Source organism: Mesorhizobium sp. M8A.F.Ca.ET.181.01.1.1, from assembly GCF_004792025.1.
In the GTDB taxonomy this organism is placed as follows: Bacteria; Pseudomonadota; Alphaproteobacteria; order Rhizobiales; family Rhizobiaceae; genus Mesorhizobium.
Window position 1 is genome coordinate 82,651 of sequence record NZ_SRTV01000012.1, and the last position, 16,718, is coordinate 99,368.

A 16,718-nucleotide genomic window follows, 5' to 3' on the forward strand; every position below is an offset into this window, starting at 1 on the left:
GCCCGAGCCAACTACAATTCCGCGTGACGAAGCAACGATTGGAGCTGGACAGGCTTATGGTAGCTGGCGTCTGAATGAGCGTGCCACAACAGGGGAAAGCCATGACACGACGAGAGAGCCCGGCAGGTGCGATGTCCCCCGGCCACTGTGCCGGTGGCCTGCGATCGACGGAAGCGGCGATCACCAGGCCGGAGTTTGCTTCGTTTGCTTAGAGCAGATCCCACCGCGCTGGCCGATGACGAGCTTCTGGACCGCTATCAGCGCGCCGCCTTCGGCTATTTCCTGGAGAATGTGAACCCCGACAACGGGCTGGTCGCCGACACCTCGCGGCCGAATTCACCGTGCAGCATCGCCGTGGTCGGTTTCGCCCTGTCCTGCTATCCGATCGGCGTCGAACGTGGCTGGATGGCGCGCGACGCGGCTGCCAGGCTGACCCTTGCGGCGCTGCGCTTTTTCCAGGCCAGCACGCAAGGCAGCGGCCCCGACGTTACCGGCCACAAGGGTTTTTACTACCACTTCCTCGACATGCGCACTGGTTTGCGCGTCTGGCGCTGCGAGTTGTCGATGGTCGATACCGCCCTGCTGATTGCCGGCATGCTGGTGGCGGGCGCCTATTTTTCCGGCGACAATGACGACGAGGCCGAAATCCGCCAACTGGCCGAGGCGCTCTACAGGCGCGTCGACTGGCGATGGGCGCAAGGCAGCAGCCCGACGCTCCGCCAGGGCTGGAAGGCCAGGACCGGCTTTCTGCACTATGGCTGGGAAGGCTACAACGAGGCGACGATCCTCTATGTGCTGTCCATGGCCTCACCGGACCGCCCGACCTCCGACGACAGCTACGAGGCCTGGACGGCGACCTACCAGTGGGAAAACATCTACGGCCATGACGTGCTCTATGGTGGGCCGCTGTTCATGCACCAATTCTCGCATGCCTGGATCGATTTCGCCGGCATCCGCGATGCTTTCATGCGCGAGAAGAATTCGGACTATTTCGAAAACAGCCGCCGCTCGACATACCTTCACCGCGACTATGCCCGGCACAATCCCTACGGCTTTGACGGCTATGGCGAGAACCTGTGGGGTCTTTCGGCAGGGGACGGACCAGGCGGCTTCCGCGTCAGCGTGGAGCGACGGCGCCACCGGTTTTCCGGTTACGCGGCGCGCGGCGCGCCTTTCGGTCCGGATGACGGCACGATCGCGCCATGGTCCTATCCGGCGTCGCTGCCTTTCGCGCCTGACATTTGCCTGGCGGCGATGCGCCACCTCGCCGATCGTTACCCTGAGGTGATCGACAATTTCCGGCTGCCGAGCGGTTTCAACCCGACATTGGCCAACCGGCGAAATTTCGGCCGCAACGGCTGGGTGTCGGAAGGCCATTACGGACTGGACCAGGGCATTGCGGTGATGATGATCGAAAACCACCGTTCCGGCATGATCTGGGAGCTCATGCGTTCCAATCCCCATATCCGTCGTGGGCTGGACAAGGCTGGCTTTACCGGCGGATGGCTGGCGCGGCCGGCAAGCCCGGCATCCGGGGGGCGCGATGTCACGTGAACCGGCGAGAGCCGCCGCCTTCCCCGTCGACCACAACGACGCCGAGCTGATCAGGGGCGCGCATCCCCCGCACTGGAAGAACCCGACCCCGAACGGTCCCTACAATCTCGTCGTCATCGGCGCCGGGCCGGCTGGATTGACCGCCGCGCGCGACGCGGCGAGCCTTGGCGCGAAGGTCGCGCTGATCGAGCGTGGGCTGATTGGCGGTGCGTGCATCAATGTCGGCGGCATTCCGTCGAAGTCGATCATTCGCACAGCCAGGCTCTATGCCGACATGCGCGATGCCGAGAGCTTCGGCGGCGACCCGCCAGATCATCTTCGTGTCGATTTTCAACGGGCGATGACACGGATGCGGCAGATCCGGCAGCGGATCAGCCGTGCCGATTCCGCCGCGAGCCTGGTTTCGGAAGGCATCGACCTCTATTTCGGTGCGGCGCGATTTGCCGGCCCCGATACGGTCACGGTCGAGGAAAGCACGCTGCATTTCAAGAAGGCGCTGATTGCAACGGGCGCACACCCGGCCTTCCCTGCTATTCCGGGGCTGGTCGAAGCCGGTTATCTCAGCAATGAGACGATGTTCGACCTGACGCAATGCCCGCCGCGGCTCCTCGTCATCGGCGGCGGGCCGCTTGGCTGCGAGACGGCGCAGGCTTTCTGCATGCTCGGCGCCAAGGTCATCCTGGCGCAGAGCGATCCGATGTTCCTGCCCGGCGAGGAGCGCGACGCCGCGCAGATTCTTTCAGACGCCTTGGCGCGCGAGGGGGTGGAGGTGCGCCTGAACACCGAAGTTGTGGCGGTGCGCAGGGAAGGTGCCGCCAAGTTCGCCGACCTGATGCGGGATGGTGACACGACGACGATCTCCGTCGACGAGATCATCACCGGCGTCGGCCGTTCACCCAATGTCGATGGTCTCGGCCTCGAAGAGGCGGACGTGGCCCATGACGCCGACGGCATCAAGGTGGATGATTATCTGCGAACCAGCAACCCGCACATCTATGCGGCGGGCGACGTCTGCCTCGAATACAAGTTCACCCATACCGCCGAGGCAACGGCGCGCATTGTCGTGCGCAATGCCTTGTTTCGCGGCCGCGAAAGGCTCAGCGACCTCGTCGTTCCCTGGTGCACCTATACCGATCCGGAGATCGCCCATGTCGGCCTCTATCCCCTGGAAGCGCGCCGCAATGGCATTCCGGTCAAAACCTATACGATACTGATGCACGATGTCGCCCGCGCCGTGATGGACGGCGAGGAGGAAGGATTCGTCAAGATCCATGTCAGGGAGGGGTCCGACCGCATCCTGGGCGCGACGGTCGTCGCCAGCCATGCGGGCGAGATGATCAACGCGGTGACCCTCGCCATCCGGTCCGGCATGGGACTGCATGCGTTGGCCGACGTCATCCATCCCTTCCCGACACAGGCGCAAGGCATCAAGATGGCGGGCGACGCCTATAGGCGGACACGCCTCACCTCGTTGCGCAGGCGCCTTGCGGCGCACTGGCTGGCGTGGTCCAGACGATAAGCCCAAAGCCATCACATATGCCGAAATGCTCACAAATACGCAACCAAGTGCGCGGCGGCGCTTGACGGATCCCTGCGAGGCTAATGAAATCGAGACGACGCCTTCGGCCGCGGAACATTCGTGGATGCAGCCTTTAGTCGAAACGGAATACGCAATCGAGCTCTTGTCCAAGGGTTACATCTGTGTGCCTCTGCGCGAAGGTGGCAAGCATCTCGATCTTGAGGCGATGGAATATCATCCGCTGCATTTGAAGGCCCGTCGAAAGGATCTGAAGGAATTGGCGTTCCGGTCGATTGCCTTTCAGTTGTCGCAGAAGCCACCAACACCGGAGGAACTCCGGCGCTGGTTTCGGGACTTTGCTGGAAATGTCGGGATCATCGGAGGATACTGCAACCTTCTCATCCTGGATTTCGACGATTCAGCAGACTATCGCGCCTGGTCTGGCAAGCACGCTCACCTTTCAAGTTGCACGCCGGTCGCGAAAACGCCGAATGGATTCCACATCTATCTCAGGACGCGCGAACCGGCGGTTTCATCCAGCCTATATTTCGGCATGCGGCGGATCGGCCACCTGAAGGCGCTTGGCGGTTACGTCGTTGGAAGTCCTTCCGTACTCAAGGATGGCTGCTGCTACAGCTGGTTGAAGGACCAGTCGCCATTCGACGTCGAGCCGCAGCCAGTCGAAAGCCTGGCCAGTCTTTCACTTCGCGCGGTCTCGCCATTCAAACATTGCTATGACCGCGTTCTGAAGCGCGGTTTTTTCGTGCCGCAATGAGCATTTCGGGGCGTGAGCAACCCGACATCAGCATCGTCATCCCGGCAAGAAATGCCGCCGCGACGATCGACGCCACGCTGCGAAGCCTTCTGCCGGAGAGGGGTCTGATCAGCGAGATTCTTCTCGTCGACGATGGCTCCATCGACCAGACTACGGCGATTTCGATGCAAAGCGCCCGGAGGCACGGATTGCCGCTGGAGATCCTCGCCGTGCGGCTGGGCAGCGCGGGCGCTGCCCGCAACGCCGGAATTGCGCGAGCCAAAGGCAAGTTCATACTTTTCCTCGATGCCGACGATGAGGTGATGGCGGGAGGGTTGGGACTGCTGCATGACGCGCTCCTGCGCAATCCCGAGGCCGGCCTGTCGATAGGAGCCAGCATTCGCCGCACCAGGGGGAGGCCGGACAAGCTAAAGGTTCCGCATGGGTACACGAGCGACCGGGCATCGAACGCCCGCCGCTACCTTCTTAACGAGGTATGGCCGATCGCGATGGGCAGCGCGTTGGTCGCAGCCTCTGCAACGGCCACCGTCCGCTTTCCGGAAACCACCAGCCTGGATGAGGACACGTGCTATTGGGCGGCCATGGTCGCCCAGGCCGACGTGACAACGATCTCTTCTCCGGTGCTTCTCTACCACCATGACGAAGAGAGAATGGCGCGGCGATTTGTCGAGACCCCGCGGGCCACGTTTCTCGCGATAGCACTGGAGCTGGACAAGCTTGCCGGTTCAGCCATTGCAAGGGACGTTCTGCAGTGGAGGAAGGCCTGGATAGCCTTGCGGATTTCAAGACAGCTTATCAAACACAACCGATACAGCTATGCGATGAGCATGATGCGTGCCGTTCGCGCCCACAAAAGCCTGGGGCGGAGCTGGAAGGCGTCGCAATATCGCATACGGATTCGCATCGGAGCCATGATGGAACGGCCTGACCACTCGTCGAGCGCTGGCGCGGTCACGGAAAGACGTACGCTGGTCGTGTCCTTCGACCCGGCATTTCCGCCGGTTTCCGGTGCGGACCTGAGAAATTTCAACAATGCCAGCCTTGCGGCCGAGTTCGGCCCGGTCCAGCTTGCCTCGATCAGGCCGCTGGGCGACGCGCGACAACCCTCCGACTCGCGCATCAACGCGGTTGGCCTGGTGACCGATGGAGAACCGCGTTCGGCCTCACTCGGCTGGTGGAGGATCGCGGGGGAGAACCGTATCCCGCGCACGGCATTGGCGCGGCTGCGGAAACTGATGCAAACCTTCAAACCCGATACGGTCATCGTCGAAGGGACCGGCCTGTTCAAGCTGCTGCGACATTTGCGGCCGCTGACGAAGCAGCTCGTCCTCGACATGCACAATGTCGAATCCGACCTGGCGGCACAGCTGCGGCATATCAGTCCAGCGCGATCCCCGGCGGTGCTTGGCATCCGGCGGCTGGAGAGAAAAGCGCAATCCCTCGTCGACAGGGTGTGGGTCTGCTCGAACCAGGATCGCGAAAGGTTGATGGCCGCATCCCGGCACAAGGTGCCGATCGATGTCGTTCCCAATGGAATCCCCAACGTCGAGGACATTCCGCGGGTGCTGCCCGCCGAAGCCGCTACCGACAGCGGTTATCCGACGATCGTGTTTATCGGGCATCTCGGCTATCCGCCGAACGTCGATGCGGCCGAGCGCCTGACGGGCACCATATTGCCTCGCATTCGGCAAGTCTTGCCGGGTGCAAGACTTACTCTTGCCGGACGAAGCCCGAAGGCGGCGGTACGGGCGCTGACCAGATTGCCTGGTGTGGCGCTTGTCGAAGATCCCGAAAGCGTGTCGCCACTCCTGTCCGGCGCGCATCTCAGCATCATCCCGCTCAGGGCCGGCGGGGGCACGCGCATCAAGATTCTGGAGGCGATGGCCTGGGGGGTGCCGGTGATCGCGACGCCGCTCGCTGCCGAGGGGCTGGACATGGTCGAGAATGACCAGGTGTTGCTGTCGACCAGCGACGAAGGACTGGCCGACATGGCCATCGAACTCTCTCTAGACGCCGAACGCCGGGCGCGGCAGCGCAAGCGCGCGCATCAGGCCGTATGGGCAAGGTTTGGCCCGCAAGCGATCCGCGATGCGGTCCGCGCCGGACTTGCACTGGACAATGACGGCAAGTGACACCAGGCCACCTCCATCACCCCATGAGCCGTCGATGATTCCGCCGATCCTGCACCAGACCTGGAAGACCGACAGCGTTCCCGCACGCTTCCAGGCCTATGCCGACAGCTGGAAGCGGCACAATCCACACTGGACGGTCATGCTCTGGAGCGACCGGATGCTGCTCGAATTCGTGGCCGAGCACTACCCGGATTACCTGCCGATGTTCTGTGGCTACACCAACGGCGTGCAGCGGTCGGATGCGGCCCGCTACATGCTTCTGCATCACTTCGGCGGGGTCTATGCCGACATCGACTGCGAATGCGTCGCGCCCTTCGATGCGATCATGAGCGAGACCCGGGTCGTACTGTGCAAGGAGCCGGCTTCGCATGCGGCCGTCCAGGCGGATTTCCGGGGCCTGCCCTACCTTCTGTTCAACGGGACGATAGCGAGCCCGCCCGGTCATCCATTCTGGGCGCATCTCCTGTCGATGATGCCCGGGCTCGCCGCCGCCAAGGACGTGCTCGACGCGACCGGCCCTTGCCTGCTCACCTCCGCGCAGCGCGGGTACAGCGATCAGGCGGCCTTCGCCATTCATCCTTCCGCCCTGTTCGTGCCGGTGACGTCGGCCGGGAGCACGGAGCGCGACGCCGGCGACGACACGGCCGCGCTTTCGATCCACCACTGGGCCGGCACATGGTGGACCCCGGAACCGCCGCCGAACTGGTGGACCAAGCTTCGCAATCGGGCCTATCGGCTCCGGTATCACCTGACGCGCGGCGCGTATCTGGATGAGGCGCAGGCGAAAGCAGGCGTCGACAGAGCGGTCCTGTCGGGGCCGCCGCCATCGGGCCGAAACGTCGCTGTGCTGGTGCCGCTTCGCGACGCCGCCGACCTCATCCAGCCCTTTCTTGATGCGCTGGATGGGCTCGACTATCCCAAGGACCGGATCAAGCTGGTCTTCTGCGAAGGCGACAGCCAGGACGGAAGCTGGGAGCGACTGCAGGCCGCAACAGCTGGATTGGCCGGCAGATATCGTGACATCGTCCTGTTGCAGAGACAGGTCGGCACCCGCCTCGACAGGGCAAAACGGGCAAAGCCCAGAATGCAGCGCGTCAGGCGCGGCGCGATCGCCAAGGTGCGAAATTACCTGATCGATCACGGGCTCAGCGAGGACGATGACTGGGCCTTGTGGATCGATATCGACGTCTGGCGCTTTCCCGGCGATGTGCTGAACCGCCTGATCGCCACGGGACATCGCATCGCGGTGCCCAACTGCGTGAAGATCGCCGGTGGCGCCAGTTTCGACCTCAACAGCTTTGTCATCAGGCGACAGACCAGGGACTATCGCTATTACCGCGAGATACGCGGCGGCCTTCACCAGCCTCCCGTGCAAACGCCAAGCCGGTATCATCTCAGCGATGTCAGGCATCTCGACATCATCGGCCTCGATGCGGTCGGCGGAACCATGCTGCTGGTCGATGCCGCCCTGCATCGCGGCGGTCTTCGTTTCCCCGAAATTCCATACCGCGATCTGATCGAGACCGAAGCTTTTGGCCTCCTTGCCAACGACCTCGGCATCCGGCCGGTCGGCCTGCCCAAGCTGGAAATCCTACACGTCCCCTGGTAAGGCCGCCGCCCGCCGAAGCTCTTCGCGCAGAGGCTGCAGATAGGCTTGCGGGCGCAGACGCCCCCATACATAGTTCCGGTCCGTCAAATGCGCGGCCTGCCTGATCCAGCGCCCCGGGGCATCGGGGTCCCGCACCTCGCGCCAATCGTCGACGATGATGACAGGCAGGCCTTCGTAAAGCGGATCGAGCGGTGAAGTCTTGGTCACCACGATGCAGCCGAGATAAAGCAGTTCCCATGTCCGATGACAGTCCAGGCCGTTTCCGACGGTCGACAGCACGAGCGGATATTGCGAATAGAGCTGCCAGATCGAGCGCTGCGATACGCGTTGCCCTAGAAAATCGACATGCGGGCATCCGTCCAGAGCCTCAAGCAATTCCCGACGCTCGCCAGACTCTCTGCTGACGCTGAAATCGCAGAATATCCTGGCCGGACGACGATCCGCACTCCCCTGCCCGCGCAGGGTTTTCAGTTGCCTCACCAGTCCGCCAGGCGTCGCCAGGGAACGTGGGGTGTGGAGATCCAGCCCGATCGGGAACGGCTTGATCCTGGGATGACCGCCGTCGCAGTTCTGGCTGTACCAGGAGACCAGATAGGGGCTGGCGAGAAGCCGCTCGACGGTGTCCTTGGGCAGATCCGAAGGCACCGAGGAATCACCGTCGGTCGTCAGCAGGATGAAGGGAGCCTTGATGGTGGGCAGGGCTATCCTGGCGAAAATGTCGAGATCGCAATTTCGCGCAAGCCTGGCCAGGGTGCTCAGCCGCACCCAAACGATGCCATGCGCGCCGCTATAATGGTCGCGGAAAAAAGCCTCGCTTTGCGTCGATTCGGTCGGCGCCCAGCGATACCAATCGGGTCCAGCGAAGTCGCAGAAACGCCCGATCCCTTGCGACCAAAGCACGGAAGGAACCCCGAAAAACCTCAGCGCCCCGGAACGGACGGGTTTATTGAGTTTTGCCCGCCAACGCGACATGCCCATGGGCAACCCTTAGCCCAGACGCCGTTATGGCCGCAACGTCCGGCCTGCTTGCTCACACAGGCCAAGGCGGGCTCGTGGCGTCAGTCGTGCAGGTCCCGCGCAATCGGCGGGCCGACCGAAAATCCGGAGAACGTGACCTCGAAACCCTCACGCTGCGGCGAACAGCACATCATACCGACATCGACCAGCTTCGAGATCGGGAAATAGGCGAGCCGCACCGGCTTCCAACGACCGTCGGAAGCGTCGAGATACTGCACGCGGATCGCCTCGCTATGGCGGGTCAGGCGGATCCTGACGCCGTCCGGGCCGGCGGCAATGGCCACCAGCGACCAGTCTGAGGTGTCGTTGGTGACGACGACGGAAAAATAGGCAAGGCCGTCCGTGTATTCGATGCCGGCCTTGATCCAGTGCGTTTCGCCAAGCCGGATCATCAGCCCGGCCTGGTCGTAGAGCACCTTGTAGTCGCCCTTGACGGTGACCTCGGCGGTGAAATCGCCCTCGACCCGCCGATAGAGGAAGTGGCCGTTGTCGCGCCAGAAGCCATAGAAGGTCTCGCGCCAGAAATCGGTCTCCTTGCCGGTGCGCACGCGCACGGCATCACCGTCGACGGCATGGTGCGGCGGCGGGTTGAGCCAGGTCAGGTCCTGCAATGTCATCGCTTGCACCGGTCGGTTTTTCGAGGAGGTGACGGTTCGCCGGCCGGCAAGCCGGCGCCGGATCATCCCGCGAACGTATAAGCGGTCTTTACCGTGGTGTAGAACTCCATGGCATAGCGGCCCTGTTCGCGCGGGCCGAAGCTCGAACCCTTGCGCCCGCCGAAGGGAACGTGGAAGTCCACCCCCGCCGTCGGCAGGTTGACCATGACCATGCCGGCTTCGGAGTTGCGCTTGAAATGCGTGGCGTGCTTGAGGCTCGTGGTGCAGATGCCCGAGGTCAGGCCGAACGGCGTGTCATTGGCGACGGCAAGCGCTTCGTCATAGTCCTGGACGCGGATGACGCTGGCGACGGGGCCGAAGATCTCCTCGCGCGAACTGCGCATGGCATTGGTGGCCTCGGTCAGCAGCGCCGGCTTGAGATAGAAACCCGGCGTCTTGCGGTCGAGCCGTTCACCACCGAAGGCGAGCGTGGCGCCTTCCCGCACACCGATGGCGATATAGTCCTCGTCCTGCTTGAGCTGGGTCGCGTCGACCACCGGGCCGATCTGCGTCTGCGCGTCGAGCGCGTCGCCGATCACCAGCTTTTCCATGCGCTCCTTGAGCGCGTCGACGAAGCGGTCGTGGATGCCGTTGGTGACGATCAAACGCGACGAGGCCGTGCAGCGCTGGCCGGTCGAGAAGAAGGCGCCGTTCAGCGCGCAATCGACAGCGACCGCGAGATCGGCGTCGTCGAGCACGACCAGCGGGTTCTTGCCGCCCATTTCGAGCTGGAACTTGCGCATGTGCTCGACACTTGCCGCGGCGACGCGTTTGCCGGTTCCGACCGAGCCGGTGAAGGAGATGGCGTTGACGTCGGGGCTGTCGAGCATTGCCTGGCCGACCACCGAGCCCTTGCCCATGACGAGGTTCAGCACGCCCTTGGGCAGGCCGGCGCGATGCAGGATGTCGACGATGGACCACGCGCTTTCGGGAACGAGTTCGGCCGGCTTGAAGACGACGGTGTTGCCGTGAGCCAGCGCCGGAGCGATCTTCCAGGCGGGGATGGCGATCGGGAAATTCCATGGCGTGATGATGCCGACAACGCCAACCGCTTCGCGCGTGATCTCGACGCCGACGCCCGGCCGCACGCTTGGCACCACCTCTCCCGACAAGCGCAGTGTTTCGCCGGCAAAGAAATCGAATATCTGGGCGGCGCGGATGGTCTCGCCAATGCCCTCGGCCAGCGTCTTGCCTTCCTCGCGCGCCAGGTTGCGGCCGAGTTCGTCCTTGCGCGCCATGATCTCGTCGGCGGCCTTTTTCAGCACCGCATGGCGCGCCAGCGGGCCGGAGCGGGACCATGCCGGAAACGCCGCCTTGGCCGCCGCGATCGCCTGGCCCGCCTGTTCGACCCCCGCCGAGGCATATTCGCCGACGACGTCGCCGGTATCCGAGGGGTTGATGTTGCGGGATCCGGCATCGCCGACCCATTCGCCGTCGATGAGGTTCTTTCGAAACGCTGTCATGTCCTTGCCTTCCCTGGCTGTTGGCCGCGCGGCGGCATCCGTCTGAAGTGGTATTTGCCAGACAATTGCCTTGCGGGAAAGCACGCACTGGGCTCGAAGGCCGCGACAAAAGTCCCCGGGCCTGCGCTCATGCCTCCGGTGCAGCGGCGGCAGTGCGCGTCGACAACCACTCCAGCTAACATCGGTGGATGGCTCGCCGGGTCAAGGTCGAATTGCCATGTACACATATGTCCACGAACTTGATTTGCCTGATCCGGCATGTCATGCGTCGTGGCGATGACAGCACTCGAGACGACGATCCAACGTGCCGGCGCCACCGGCAACATCAAGGCCACTCGCGAAGACTGGCTGAAGCTCGCGCTTGAAACTCTGATCTCGGACGGCGTCGAACGCGTCCGCGTGCTGACGCTTGGCCAACAGCTCGACGTCTCGCGCTCGAGCTTCTACTGGTATTTCAAGAGCCGCCAAGACCTGCTCGACCAGTTGCTGGACCACTGGCGGCAGACCAATACCCGATTCATCGTCGAGCGCGCCGAACGCCCTTCCGCGACTGTCATTCGCGGGGTGATGAGCATTTTCGAATGCTGGGTGGACGAAAAGCTGTTCGACCCGCGGCTGGATTTCGCGATCCGGGCATGGGCTCGCCGCTCCCCCGCGACAAGGCGCGCGCTGGACGAGGCTGACGAAGAACGAGTCAATGCCATCCGCGGCATGTTCATGCGTCATGGCTACGAGGAGGAAGACGCGTTCGTGCGGGCCCGGGTGCTCTATTTCATGCAGATCGGCTACTATTCGCTCGAACTCGACGAGCCGATGAGCAGCCGCCTGCCGCATGTTGCCGCGTATCTGCGCAGCTTCACAGGCCGAGAGCCTACGGCGGGCGATGTCGAGGATTTTTCACGTTACGTGGAGGAGACCATCTCGCGTAACCGTTAGCGTTGGCTGCCGCAAGCCGGGAGGACCGGCAACTAGACATACATGTCCATTACCACTAGCTTTGCCCTGATCAACCAGGCTTGTCGCCCACACAATGACCCGCATCTATTCCGCTTTGTCGCTGTTCAAGGAAGGCCTGGCCGGCCAGACCGGCTGGAAACAGGCCTGGCGCTCGCCCGAGCCGAAGCCGTCCTACGACGCGATCGTCATCGGCGGCGGTGGCCATGGACTGGCGACGGCCTATTACCTGGCCAAGAATCACGGCATCGCCCGAGTGGCCGTGCTGGAAAAAGGGTGGATCGGCGGCGGCAACACCGGCCGCAACACCACCGTGGTGCGCTCCAATTATTACTATCCTCAGAGCGTCGAGCTCTACGGGCTGGCGCACCGGCTCTACGAAGGCCTGTCCAAGGATCTGAATTACAACGTCATGCTGTCGCAGCGCGGCATGGTCAATCTGTGTCACTCGACCGCCGAAATGGAAGTCGGCGTGCGCACCGTCAACGCCATGCAGATCAGCGGCATCGATGCGGAGCTGTTTTCGCCCGAGGACGTGCGCCGGGTGGCGCCGATCTATAATTTCTCGGCCGGCGCGCGGTTTCCGGTGTTCGGCGGCATCTGGCAAGGCAGGGCCGGCACGGCGCGCCATGACGCGGTCGCCTGGGGTTATGCGCGCGCGGCGAGCCGGCTCGGCGTCGACATCATCCAGAATTGCGAGATCACTGATTTCATCGTCGAGGGCGGCCGCTGCCGCGGTGTCCAGACGACGCGCGGCATGTTCCGTGCCGAGCGCATCGGCATGGCGGTGGCCGGGCACTCCTCGGTTCTGGCTGAAAAAGCCGGCTTCCGGCTGCCGATCAACTCCTACGCGCTGCAAGCCTGCGTTTCCGAACCGGTGAAGCCGATCCTCGACACGGTGGTCCTGTCGCCCGGCACCGGCGTCTATGTCAGTCAGTCGGACAAGGGCGAGATCGTCATTGGCGGCGGGCTCGACCGCATCCCTTCCTATGCACAGCGCGGCAATTTGCCGACGCTGGAGACGGTGATCGCGGGGGTGCTGGAGATGTTCCCAATCTTCGGCCAGTTGAAGCTGATGCGGCAATGGGCGGGCATTGTCGACGTCGTGCCGGATTCCTCGCCGATCATCGGGGAATCGCCGCTGCCCAATCTGTTCCTCAATTGCGGCTGGGGCACGGGCGGCTTCAAGGCGATCCCCGCCGGCGGCACGCTGCTGGCGAACCTGCTGGCGAGCGGCAAGCACAACGACATCAGCCGGCCCTTCGATCTCGACCGCTTCGCCAGCGGGCGGCTGATCGACGAAGCGGCCGGCTCCGGCATCGCGCACTGATATGCACAGAGACCAGGACTAGGCGTCATGCAGCTCTTTCCTTGCCCGTTCTGCGGCCCGCGCGACGAGACCGAATTCCACTATGGCGGCGATGCCGGCAATACCAGGCCGGATGGCGGAGATGTGCCCATCGATCGCTGGGCCAACTATCTCTACCTGCGCTCCAATCCGAAAGGCGCGGCGCGCGAAATCTGGGTGCACATGAACTGCGGCGAGTTCTTCGTCATGGAGCGCGACACGCTCACGCACGAGGTGCAGTCCTCGTCCGCGCTGGGCGAGGAGCACGCGGCATGACCGCCTCGCGTCTTGCCACCGGCGGCAGCGCCATCGACCGCTCGCGCCCGCTCCGCTTCAGCTTCGACGGCACAAGCGTGGACGGCTTTGCCGGCGACACCATCGCCTCCGCGCTGCTCGCCAACGACGTCGCGGTCGTCGGCCGCAGTTTCAAATACCACAGGCCGCGCGGCATCTGGGGCGCCGGCGTCGAGGAGCCCAACGCGCTGGTCGATATAGGCGGCTCACGCGCGACGCCGAACACGCGCGCCACGACCGAGCCGGCACACGATGGGCTGGCGGCCAAAAGCGTCAATGCGACGCCCAATGCATTGAGCGACCGCAACGCCTTCCTTGACCGTTTTGCGCGCTTCATTCCGGCGGCGTTCTATTACAAGACCTTCATGTGGCCGGACTGGCACATGTTCGAGCCACGCATCCGCGCCATGGCCGGACTGGGCAAGGTCGACACGGACTGGATCTCATCAGGCCCGCCGGACCAGATCAATCATCATTGCGACGTGCTGGTGGTGGGCGCCGGGCCGGCCGGACTGGCGGCGGCCAAGCTCGCGGCCGGCGTGGGCCTCTCCGTGACGCTGGTCGACGACCAGCAGAAGCCGGGCGGGTCGCTCGGCCACCGCGCCGGCGAGATCGACGGCAGGCCAGCTGCCGGATGGCTCGAGGAGACGCTCGCGACACTTGCCGCCGGGGGGCATCTGATCCTGCCCTCGACCACGGCCTTTGGCATCTACGACCACAATCTGGTCGGCCTGAACCAGCGCCATTTCGATGGCCGGCCCGACACGCTATGGCGGGTCCGGCCGCGCCGGATCGTGCTGGCTACCGGCGCCATCGAGCGGCCGCTGCCTTTCGCCAACAATGATCTGCCGGGAATCCTGTCGGCCGATGCCGCGCTCGCCTATCTCAGACGCCATGCGGTGCTGGTTGGCCGGCGCGTCGTCGTCGCCACCAACAATGACAGTGCCTATGAGGTCGCGGAGGCGATCGCCGAGGCCGGCGCCGAAGTGACGCTTATCGACATCAGGCGTGACGGGATGCCCGCCGCGCCCGCCACGATACGGTTGTCCAAGGGGCGGGCGCTCGCCTCCGCCACCGGCAGGCTACGCGTTGAAGGTGTGACGCTGGACGACGGCACCAGGCTCGACGCCGATTGCGTGCTGGTCTCGGGGGGCTGGACGCCGACCATTCATCTCTTTGGCCAGGCCAAGGGCAAGCTTGCTTGGAGCGAGGCCCGCGCCGCCTTCCTGCCTGGCAATCCGGTTGACGGCATTTCCGTGGCGGGCGCCGCCGCCGGCGCGGTTTCCTTGTCGGACGTGTTCGCCTCCGCGGAGAAAGCCGGCGCATCGCTCGGCCAGACGGAGGCGGTAACCCCGCGCAGCACCGGTCCGGAAGCGACAGCCGGGATTGTAGCCGCCTGGCCGGTGCCCGGCTCGAAAGGACGAATCTGGATCGACTACCAGAACGACGTCACGGTGAAGGACGTGGAACTGGCGGCCCGCGAAAACTTCGTCTCGGTCGAACATCTGAAGCGCTACACCACGCTCGGCATGGCGACCGATCAGGGCAAGACCTCCAACCTGCCCGGACTGGCGCTGATGGCCGGGATCACCGGCCGAACGGTGCCGGAAGTCGGCACCACCACCTATCGCCCACCCTTCACGCCGGTGCCGTTGGCGAGTTTCGCCGGCGCGCGCGTTGGCGAGTTAATGGCGCCGGTGCGCCGGCTGCCGCTGGAAAACGTCCACCGCGCCAGCGGCGCCGTCTTCCAGGAATATGGCGGCTGGCTGCGCCCGGCGCACTATGGCGGTCGCAATGCGGACGCGGAACGCGCCATCCAGGACGAGGCGTTTCGCGCGCGCCAGTCGGTCGCGCTGTTCGACGGTTCGACGCTCGGCAAGATCGAGGTGATCGGACCCCGGGCGGCCGAATTCGTCGATTTCCTCTACTACAACACCATGTCGACGCTGAAGCCGGGCCGCTGCCGCTACGGCTTCATGCTGTCGGAGAACGGCGTGGTCTTCGATGACGGCGTGCTGGTGCGGCTGGACGAGCACCGTTTCGTCGTGTCGTGCTCGTCCTCGCATGTCGCCGCCGTGCATGCCAGGCTGGAGGAATGGCGCCAGGACCGGTTCGGGCGCGGCGCCGTCTACATCCACAACGCCACTTCGGAGATGGCGACGCTGACCGTCTCCGGGCCGAACGCCCGCAAGCTGCTCGAAACGGTGGGGCTCGGCCTTTCACTCGCCGACGCCGACCTTCCGCATATGGCGGTCGGCCATGGCAGCTATGCGGGAGACGCGGTTCGGATTGCCCGCGTCAGTTTCACCGGCGACAGGAGCTATGAAGTCTCTATCCGGGCCGACCGCGCCGAACCTTTGTGGGCGCATCTGCGCCAGGCCGGCCAGGCGTTCGATGCCGTTCTCATCGGGCTCGAAGCACTGATGATCCTGCGTGCCGAGAAGGGCTTCATCGTCATCGGCAAGGACACTGACGGCACCACGCTGCCGCACGATCTCGGTGTGGCGGGTCCCCGGACGAAGCGCCAGAGCGAGTTCGTCGGCCGCCGCTCGCTGTTCACCGAGGAGGCTTCGCGCGGCGACCGCCTGCAGCTTGTAGGCCTGACGGTGCCGCAAGGCGAAGCGCCTCTGCCAACCGGCGCGCATGGCGTCAAGCGGAGCGATGGCAGACTGCACAGTCAGGGCTTTGTCACCTCCAGTTATCAGAGCCCCACCCTCGGCCAGCCGATTGCGCTTGGCCTGATCGAACGGGGTGCGGCGCGGCACGGCGAAACGATCGAAATCCAACATCTCGGCAAGCTCGGGACGGCGACGATCGCCGCCCCTTGCGCCTACGACCCGTCGGGAGACCGGCTCAATGCGTGATCTCGCGGAAAAATGGTCTGTCGCGCCGGACTGGCCGTCGGCGACCATCAATTCACCCGGCCTGGCGGTGCGCGCTGTCCCTGGCCTCGACCAGATATTGGTCAGCGGCGACCTCGACGCCTGGGCTCGCCTGTCCGACATGGACGGGACTGGCGTGGGCGCCCTTGGCGCGGCTCAGGGTGACCGCTATGGCGCGCGGCTGGCGCGCGACCGGCTGCTCGCCGTGTCGAACACGCCGCTTGCCCTTGCCGCCGGTTGGCACGCGGAAGGCTTCGCGGTGACGGCGATCGGCGCCGGGCTGCAGGTGTTCGAGGCCGAAGGCCCGGCACTCGATGCTTTCATCGCGCGTGGAACGACGCTCCACCCAAGGCAGCCAAGTGCCAGCGCGGCGCTATCCTTCGCCGGCATCAGCGCCATCGTCTATCGCCATGACGGCAAGCTGCGCATCCACGTCGATCGCGGTCTCGCCGCCTATCTCTGGACGTGGATGGAGACGGCTGCCGCCAACATCGCCGCCGAATCACCGAGTTAGG

13 protein-coding genes are annotated in these 16,718 nt (G+C 64.4%); 10 read left to right on the plus strand and 3 right to left on the minus strand.

What is annotated here, in order from left to right; all coding sequences use genetic code 11:
- The first annotated feature begins 204 nt into the window (after positions 1-204).
- The 5 genes from EN824_RS30105 (at position 205) to EN824_RS30125 (ending at position 7,589) form a co-directional block, all read left to right on the plus strand.
- A complete protein-coding gene (locus EN824_RS30105) occupies positions 205-1,554 on the plus strand; it encodes a glucoamylase family protein (RefSeq protein ID WP_127872977.1) in 1,350 nt (449 codons plus the stop codon).
- Positions 1,544-3,073 carry a mercuric reductase gene (locus EN824_RS30110; RefSeq protein WP_127275995.1) on the plus strand — a complete coding sequence of 510 codons (1,530 nt, stop codon included), beginning with the start codon at positions 1,544-1,546 and terminating at the stop codon, positions 3,071-3,073. The genes EN824_RS30105 and EN824_RS30110 overlap by 11 nt, the downstream gene beginning before the upstream one ends.
- Positions 3,074-3,134: 61 nt before the next feature.
- Positions 3,135-3,848 (plus strand): bifunctional DNA primase/polymerase, encoded by a 714-nt coding sequence (locus EN824_RS30115; protein ID WP_245511809.1) that lies wholly within the window; start codon positions 3,135-3,137, stop codon positions 3,846-3,848.
- Positions 3,845-5,980 (plus strand): glycosyltransferase, encoded by a 2,136-nt coding sequence (locus EN824_RS30120; protein WP_127275997.1) that lies wholly within the window; start codon positions 3,845-3,847, stop codon positions 5,978-5,980. The genes EN824_RS30115 and EN824_RS30120 overlap by 4 nt, the downstream gene beginning before the upstream one ends.
- 34 nt (positions 5,981-6,014) lie before the next feature.
- Positions 6,015-7,589, plus strand: a complete 1,575-nt coding sequence (locus EN824_RS30125) for a glycosyltransferase (protein ID WP_127275998.1) — start codon at positions 6,015-6,017, stop codon at positions 7,587-7,589.
- Here EN824_RS30125 and EN824_RS30130 read toward each other — a convergent pair.
- The 3 genes from EN824_RS30130 to EN824_RS30140 all read right to left on the minus strand — a co-directional run bounded on the left by EN824_RS30130 (position 7,572) and on the right by EN824_RS30140 (position 10,725).
- A complete protein-coding gene (locus tag EN824_RS30130; protein WP_245521043.1) occupies positions 7,572-8,489 on the minus strand; it encodes a hypothetical protein in 918 nt (305 codons plus the stop codon). The genes EN824_RS30125 and EN824_RS30130 overlap by 18 nt on opposite strands.
- Before the next feature lie 158 nt (positions 8,490-8,647).
- The gene (locus EN824_RS30135; RefSeq protein ID WP_127275999.1) at positions 8,648-9,223 is read right to left on the minus strand and encodes a DUF1349 domain-containing protein; all 576 of its coding nucleotides are present in this window, start codon (positions 9,221-9,223) and stop codon (positions 8,648-8,650) included.
- A 62-nt stretch (positions 9,224-9,285) separates the two neighbouring features.
- A complete protein-coding gene (locus EN824_RS30140) occupies positions 9,286-10,725 on the minus strand; it encodes an aldehyde dehydrogenase family protein (RefSeq protein WP_127276000.1) in 1,440 nt (479 codons plus the stop codon).
- A 276-nt stretch (positions 10,726-11,001) separates the two neighbouring features.
- Between EN824_RS30140 and EN824_RS30145 the strand changes: the two genes are divergently transcribed.
- The 5 genes from EN824_RS30145 to EN824_RS30165 all read left to right on the plus strand — a co-directional run bounded on the left by EN824_RS30145 (position 11,002) and on the right by EN824_RS30165 (position 16,717).
- A complete protein-coding gene (locus tag EN824_RS30145) occupies positions 11,002-11,661 on the plus strand; it encodes a TetR/AcrR family transcriptional regulator (protein ID WP_189522249.1) in 660 nt (219 codons plus the stop codon).
- A 94-nt stretch (positions 11,662-11,755) separates the two neighbouring features.
- Entirely contained in the window at positions 11,756-13,009 is a 1,254-nt protein-coding gene (locus tag EN824_RS30150; protein WP_127276002.1) for a sarcosine oxidase subunit beta family protein, read from the plus strand.
- Positions 13,010-13,036: 27 nt separating this feature from the next.
- Complete coding sequence (locus EN824_RS30155) at positions 13,037-13,303, plus strand: sarcosine oxidase subunit delta (protein ID WP_127276003.1); 267 nt, start codon at positions 13,037-13,039, stop codon at positions 13,301-13,303.
- The gene (locus tag EN824_RS30160) at positions 13,300-16,185 is read left to right on the plus strand and encodes a sarcosine oxidase subunit alpha family protein (RefSeq protein ID WP_135933022.1); all 2,886 of its coding nucleotides are present in this window, start codon (positions 13,300-13,302) and stop codon (positions 16,183-16,185) included. Before EN824_RS30155 ends, EN824_RS30160 begins: the two co-directional genes overlap by 4 nt.
- Positions 16,178-16,717 carry a hypothetical protein gene (locus EN824_RS30165; protein WP_127279149.1) on the plus strand — a complete coding sequence of 180 codons (540 nt, stop codon included), beginning with the start codon at positions 16,178-16,180 and terminating at the stop codon, positions 16,715-16,717. Before EN824_RS30160 ends, EN824_RS30165 begins: the two co-directional genes overlap by 8 nt.
- Position 16,718 lies beyond the last annotated feature (1 nt).

Bases quoted from the DNA above. Each gene is read 5' to 3' on its own strand.
- EN824_RS30165 (WP_127279149.1), top strand. From the start codon at position 16,178: ATGCGTGATCTCGCGGAAAAATGGTCTGTCGCGCCGGACTGGCCGTCG.
- EN824_RS30135 (WP_127275999.1), bottom strand. From the start codon at position 9,223: ATGACATTGCAGGACCTGACCTGGCTCAACCCGCCGCCGCACCATGCC.
- EN824_RS30140 (WP_127276000.1), bottom strand. From the start codon at position 10,725: ATGACAGCGTTTCGAAAGAACCTCATCGACGGCGAATGGGTCGGCGAT.
- EN824_RS30145 (WP_189522249.1), top strand. From the start codon at position 11,002: ATGACAGCACTCGAGACGACGATCCAACGTGCCGGCGCCACCGGCAAC.
- EN824_RS30155 (WP_127276003.1), top strand. From the start codon at position 13,037: ATGCAGCTCTTTCCTTGCCCGTTCTGCGGCCCGCGCGACGAGACCGAA.
- EN824_RS30120 (WP_127275997.1), top strand. From the start codon at position 3,845: ATGAGCATTTCGGGGCGTGAGCAACCCGACATCAGCATCGTCATCCCG.
- EN824_RS30125 (WP_127275998.1), top strand. From the start codon at position 6,015: ATGATTCCGCCGATCCTGCACCAGACCTGGAAGACCGACAGCGTTCCC.
- EN824_RS30160 (WP_135933022.1), top strand. From the start codon at position 13,300: ATGACCGCCTCGCGTCTTGCCACCGGCGGCAGCGCCATCGACCGCTCG.
- EN824_RS30150 (WP_127276002.1), top strand. From the start codon at position 11,756: ATGACCCGCATCTATTCCGCTTTGTCGCTGTTCAAGGAAGGCCTGGCC.
- EN824_RS30110 (WP_127275995.1), top strand. From the start codon at position 1,544: ATGTCACGTGAACCGGCGAGAGCCGCCGCCTTCCCCGTCGACCACAAC.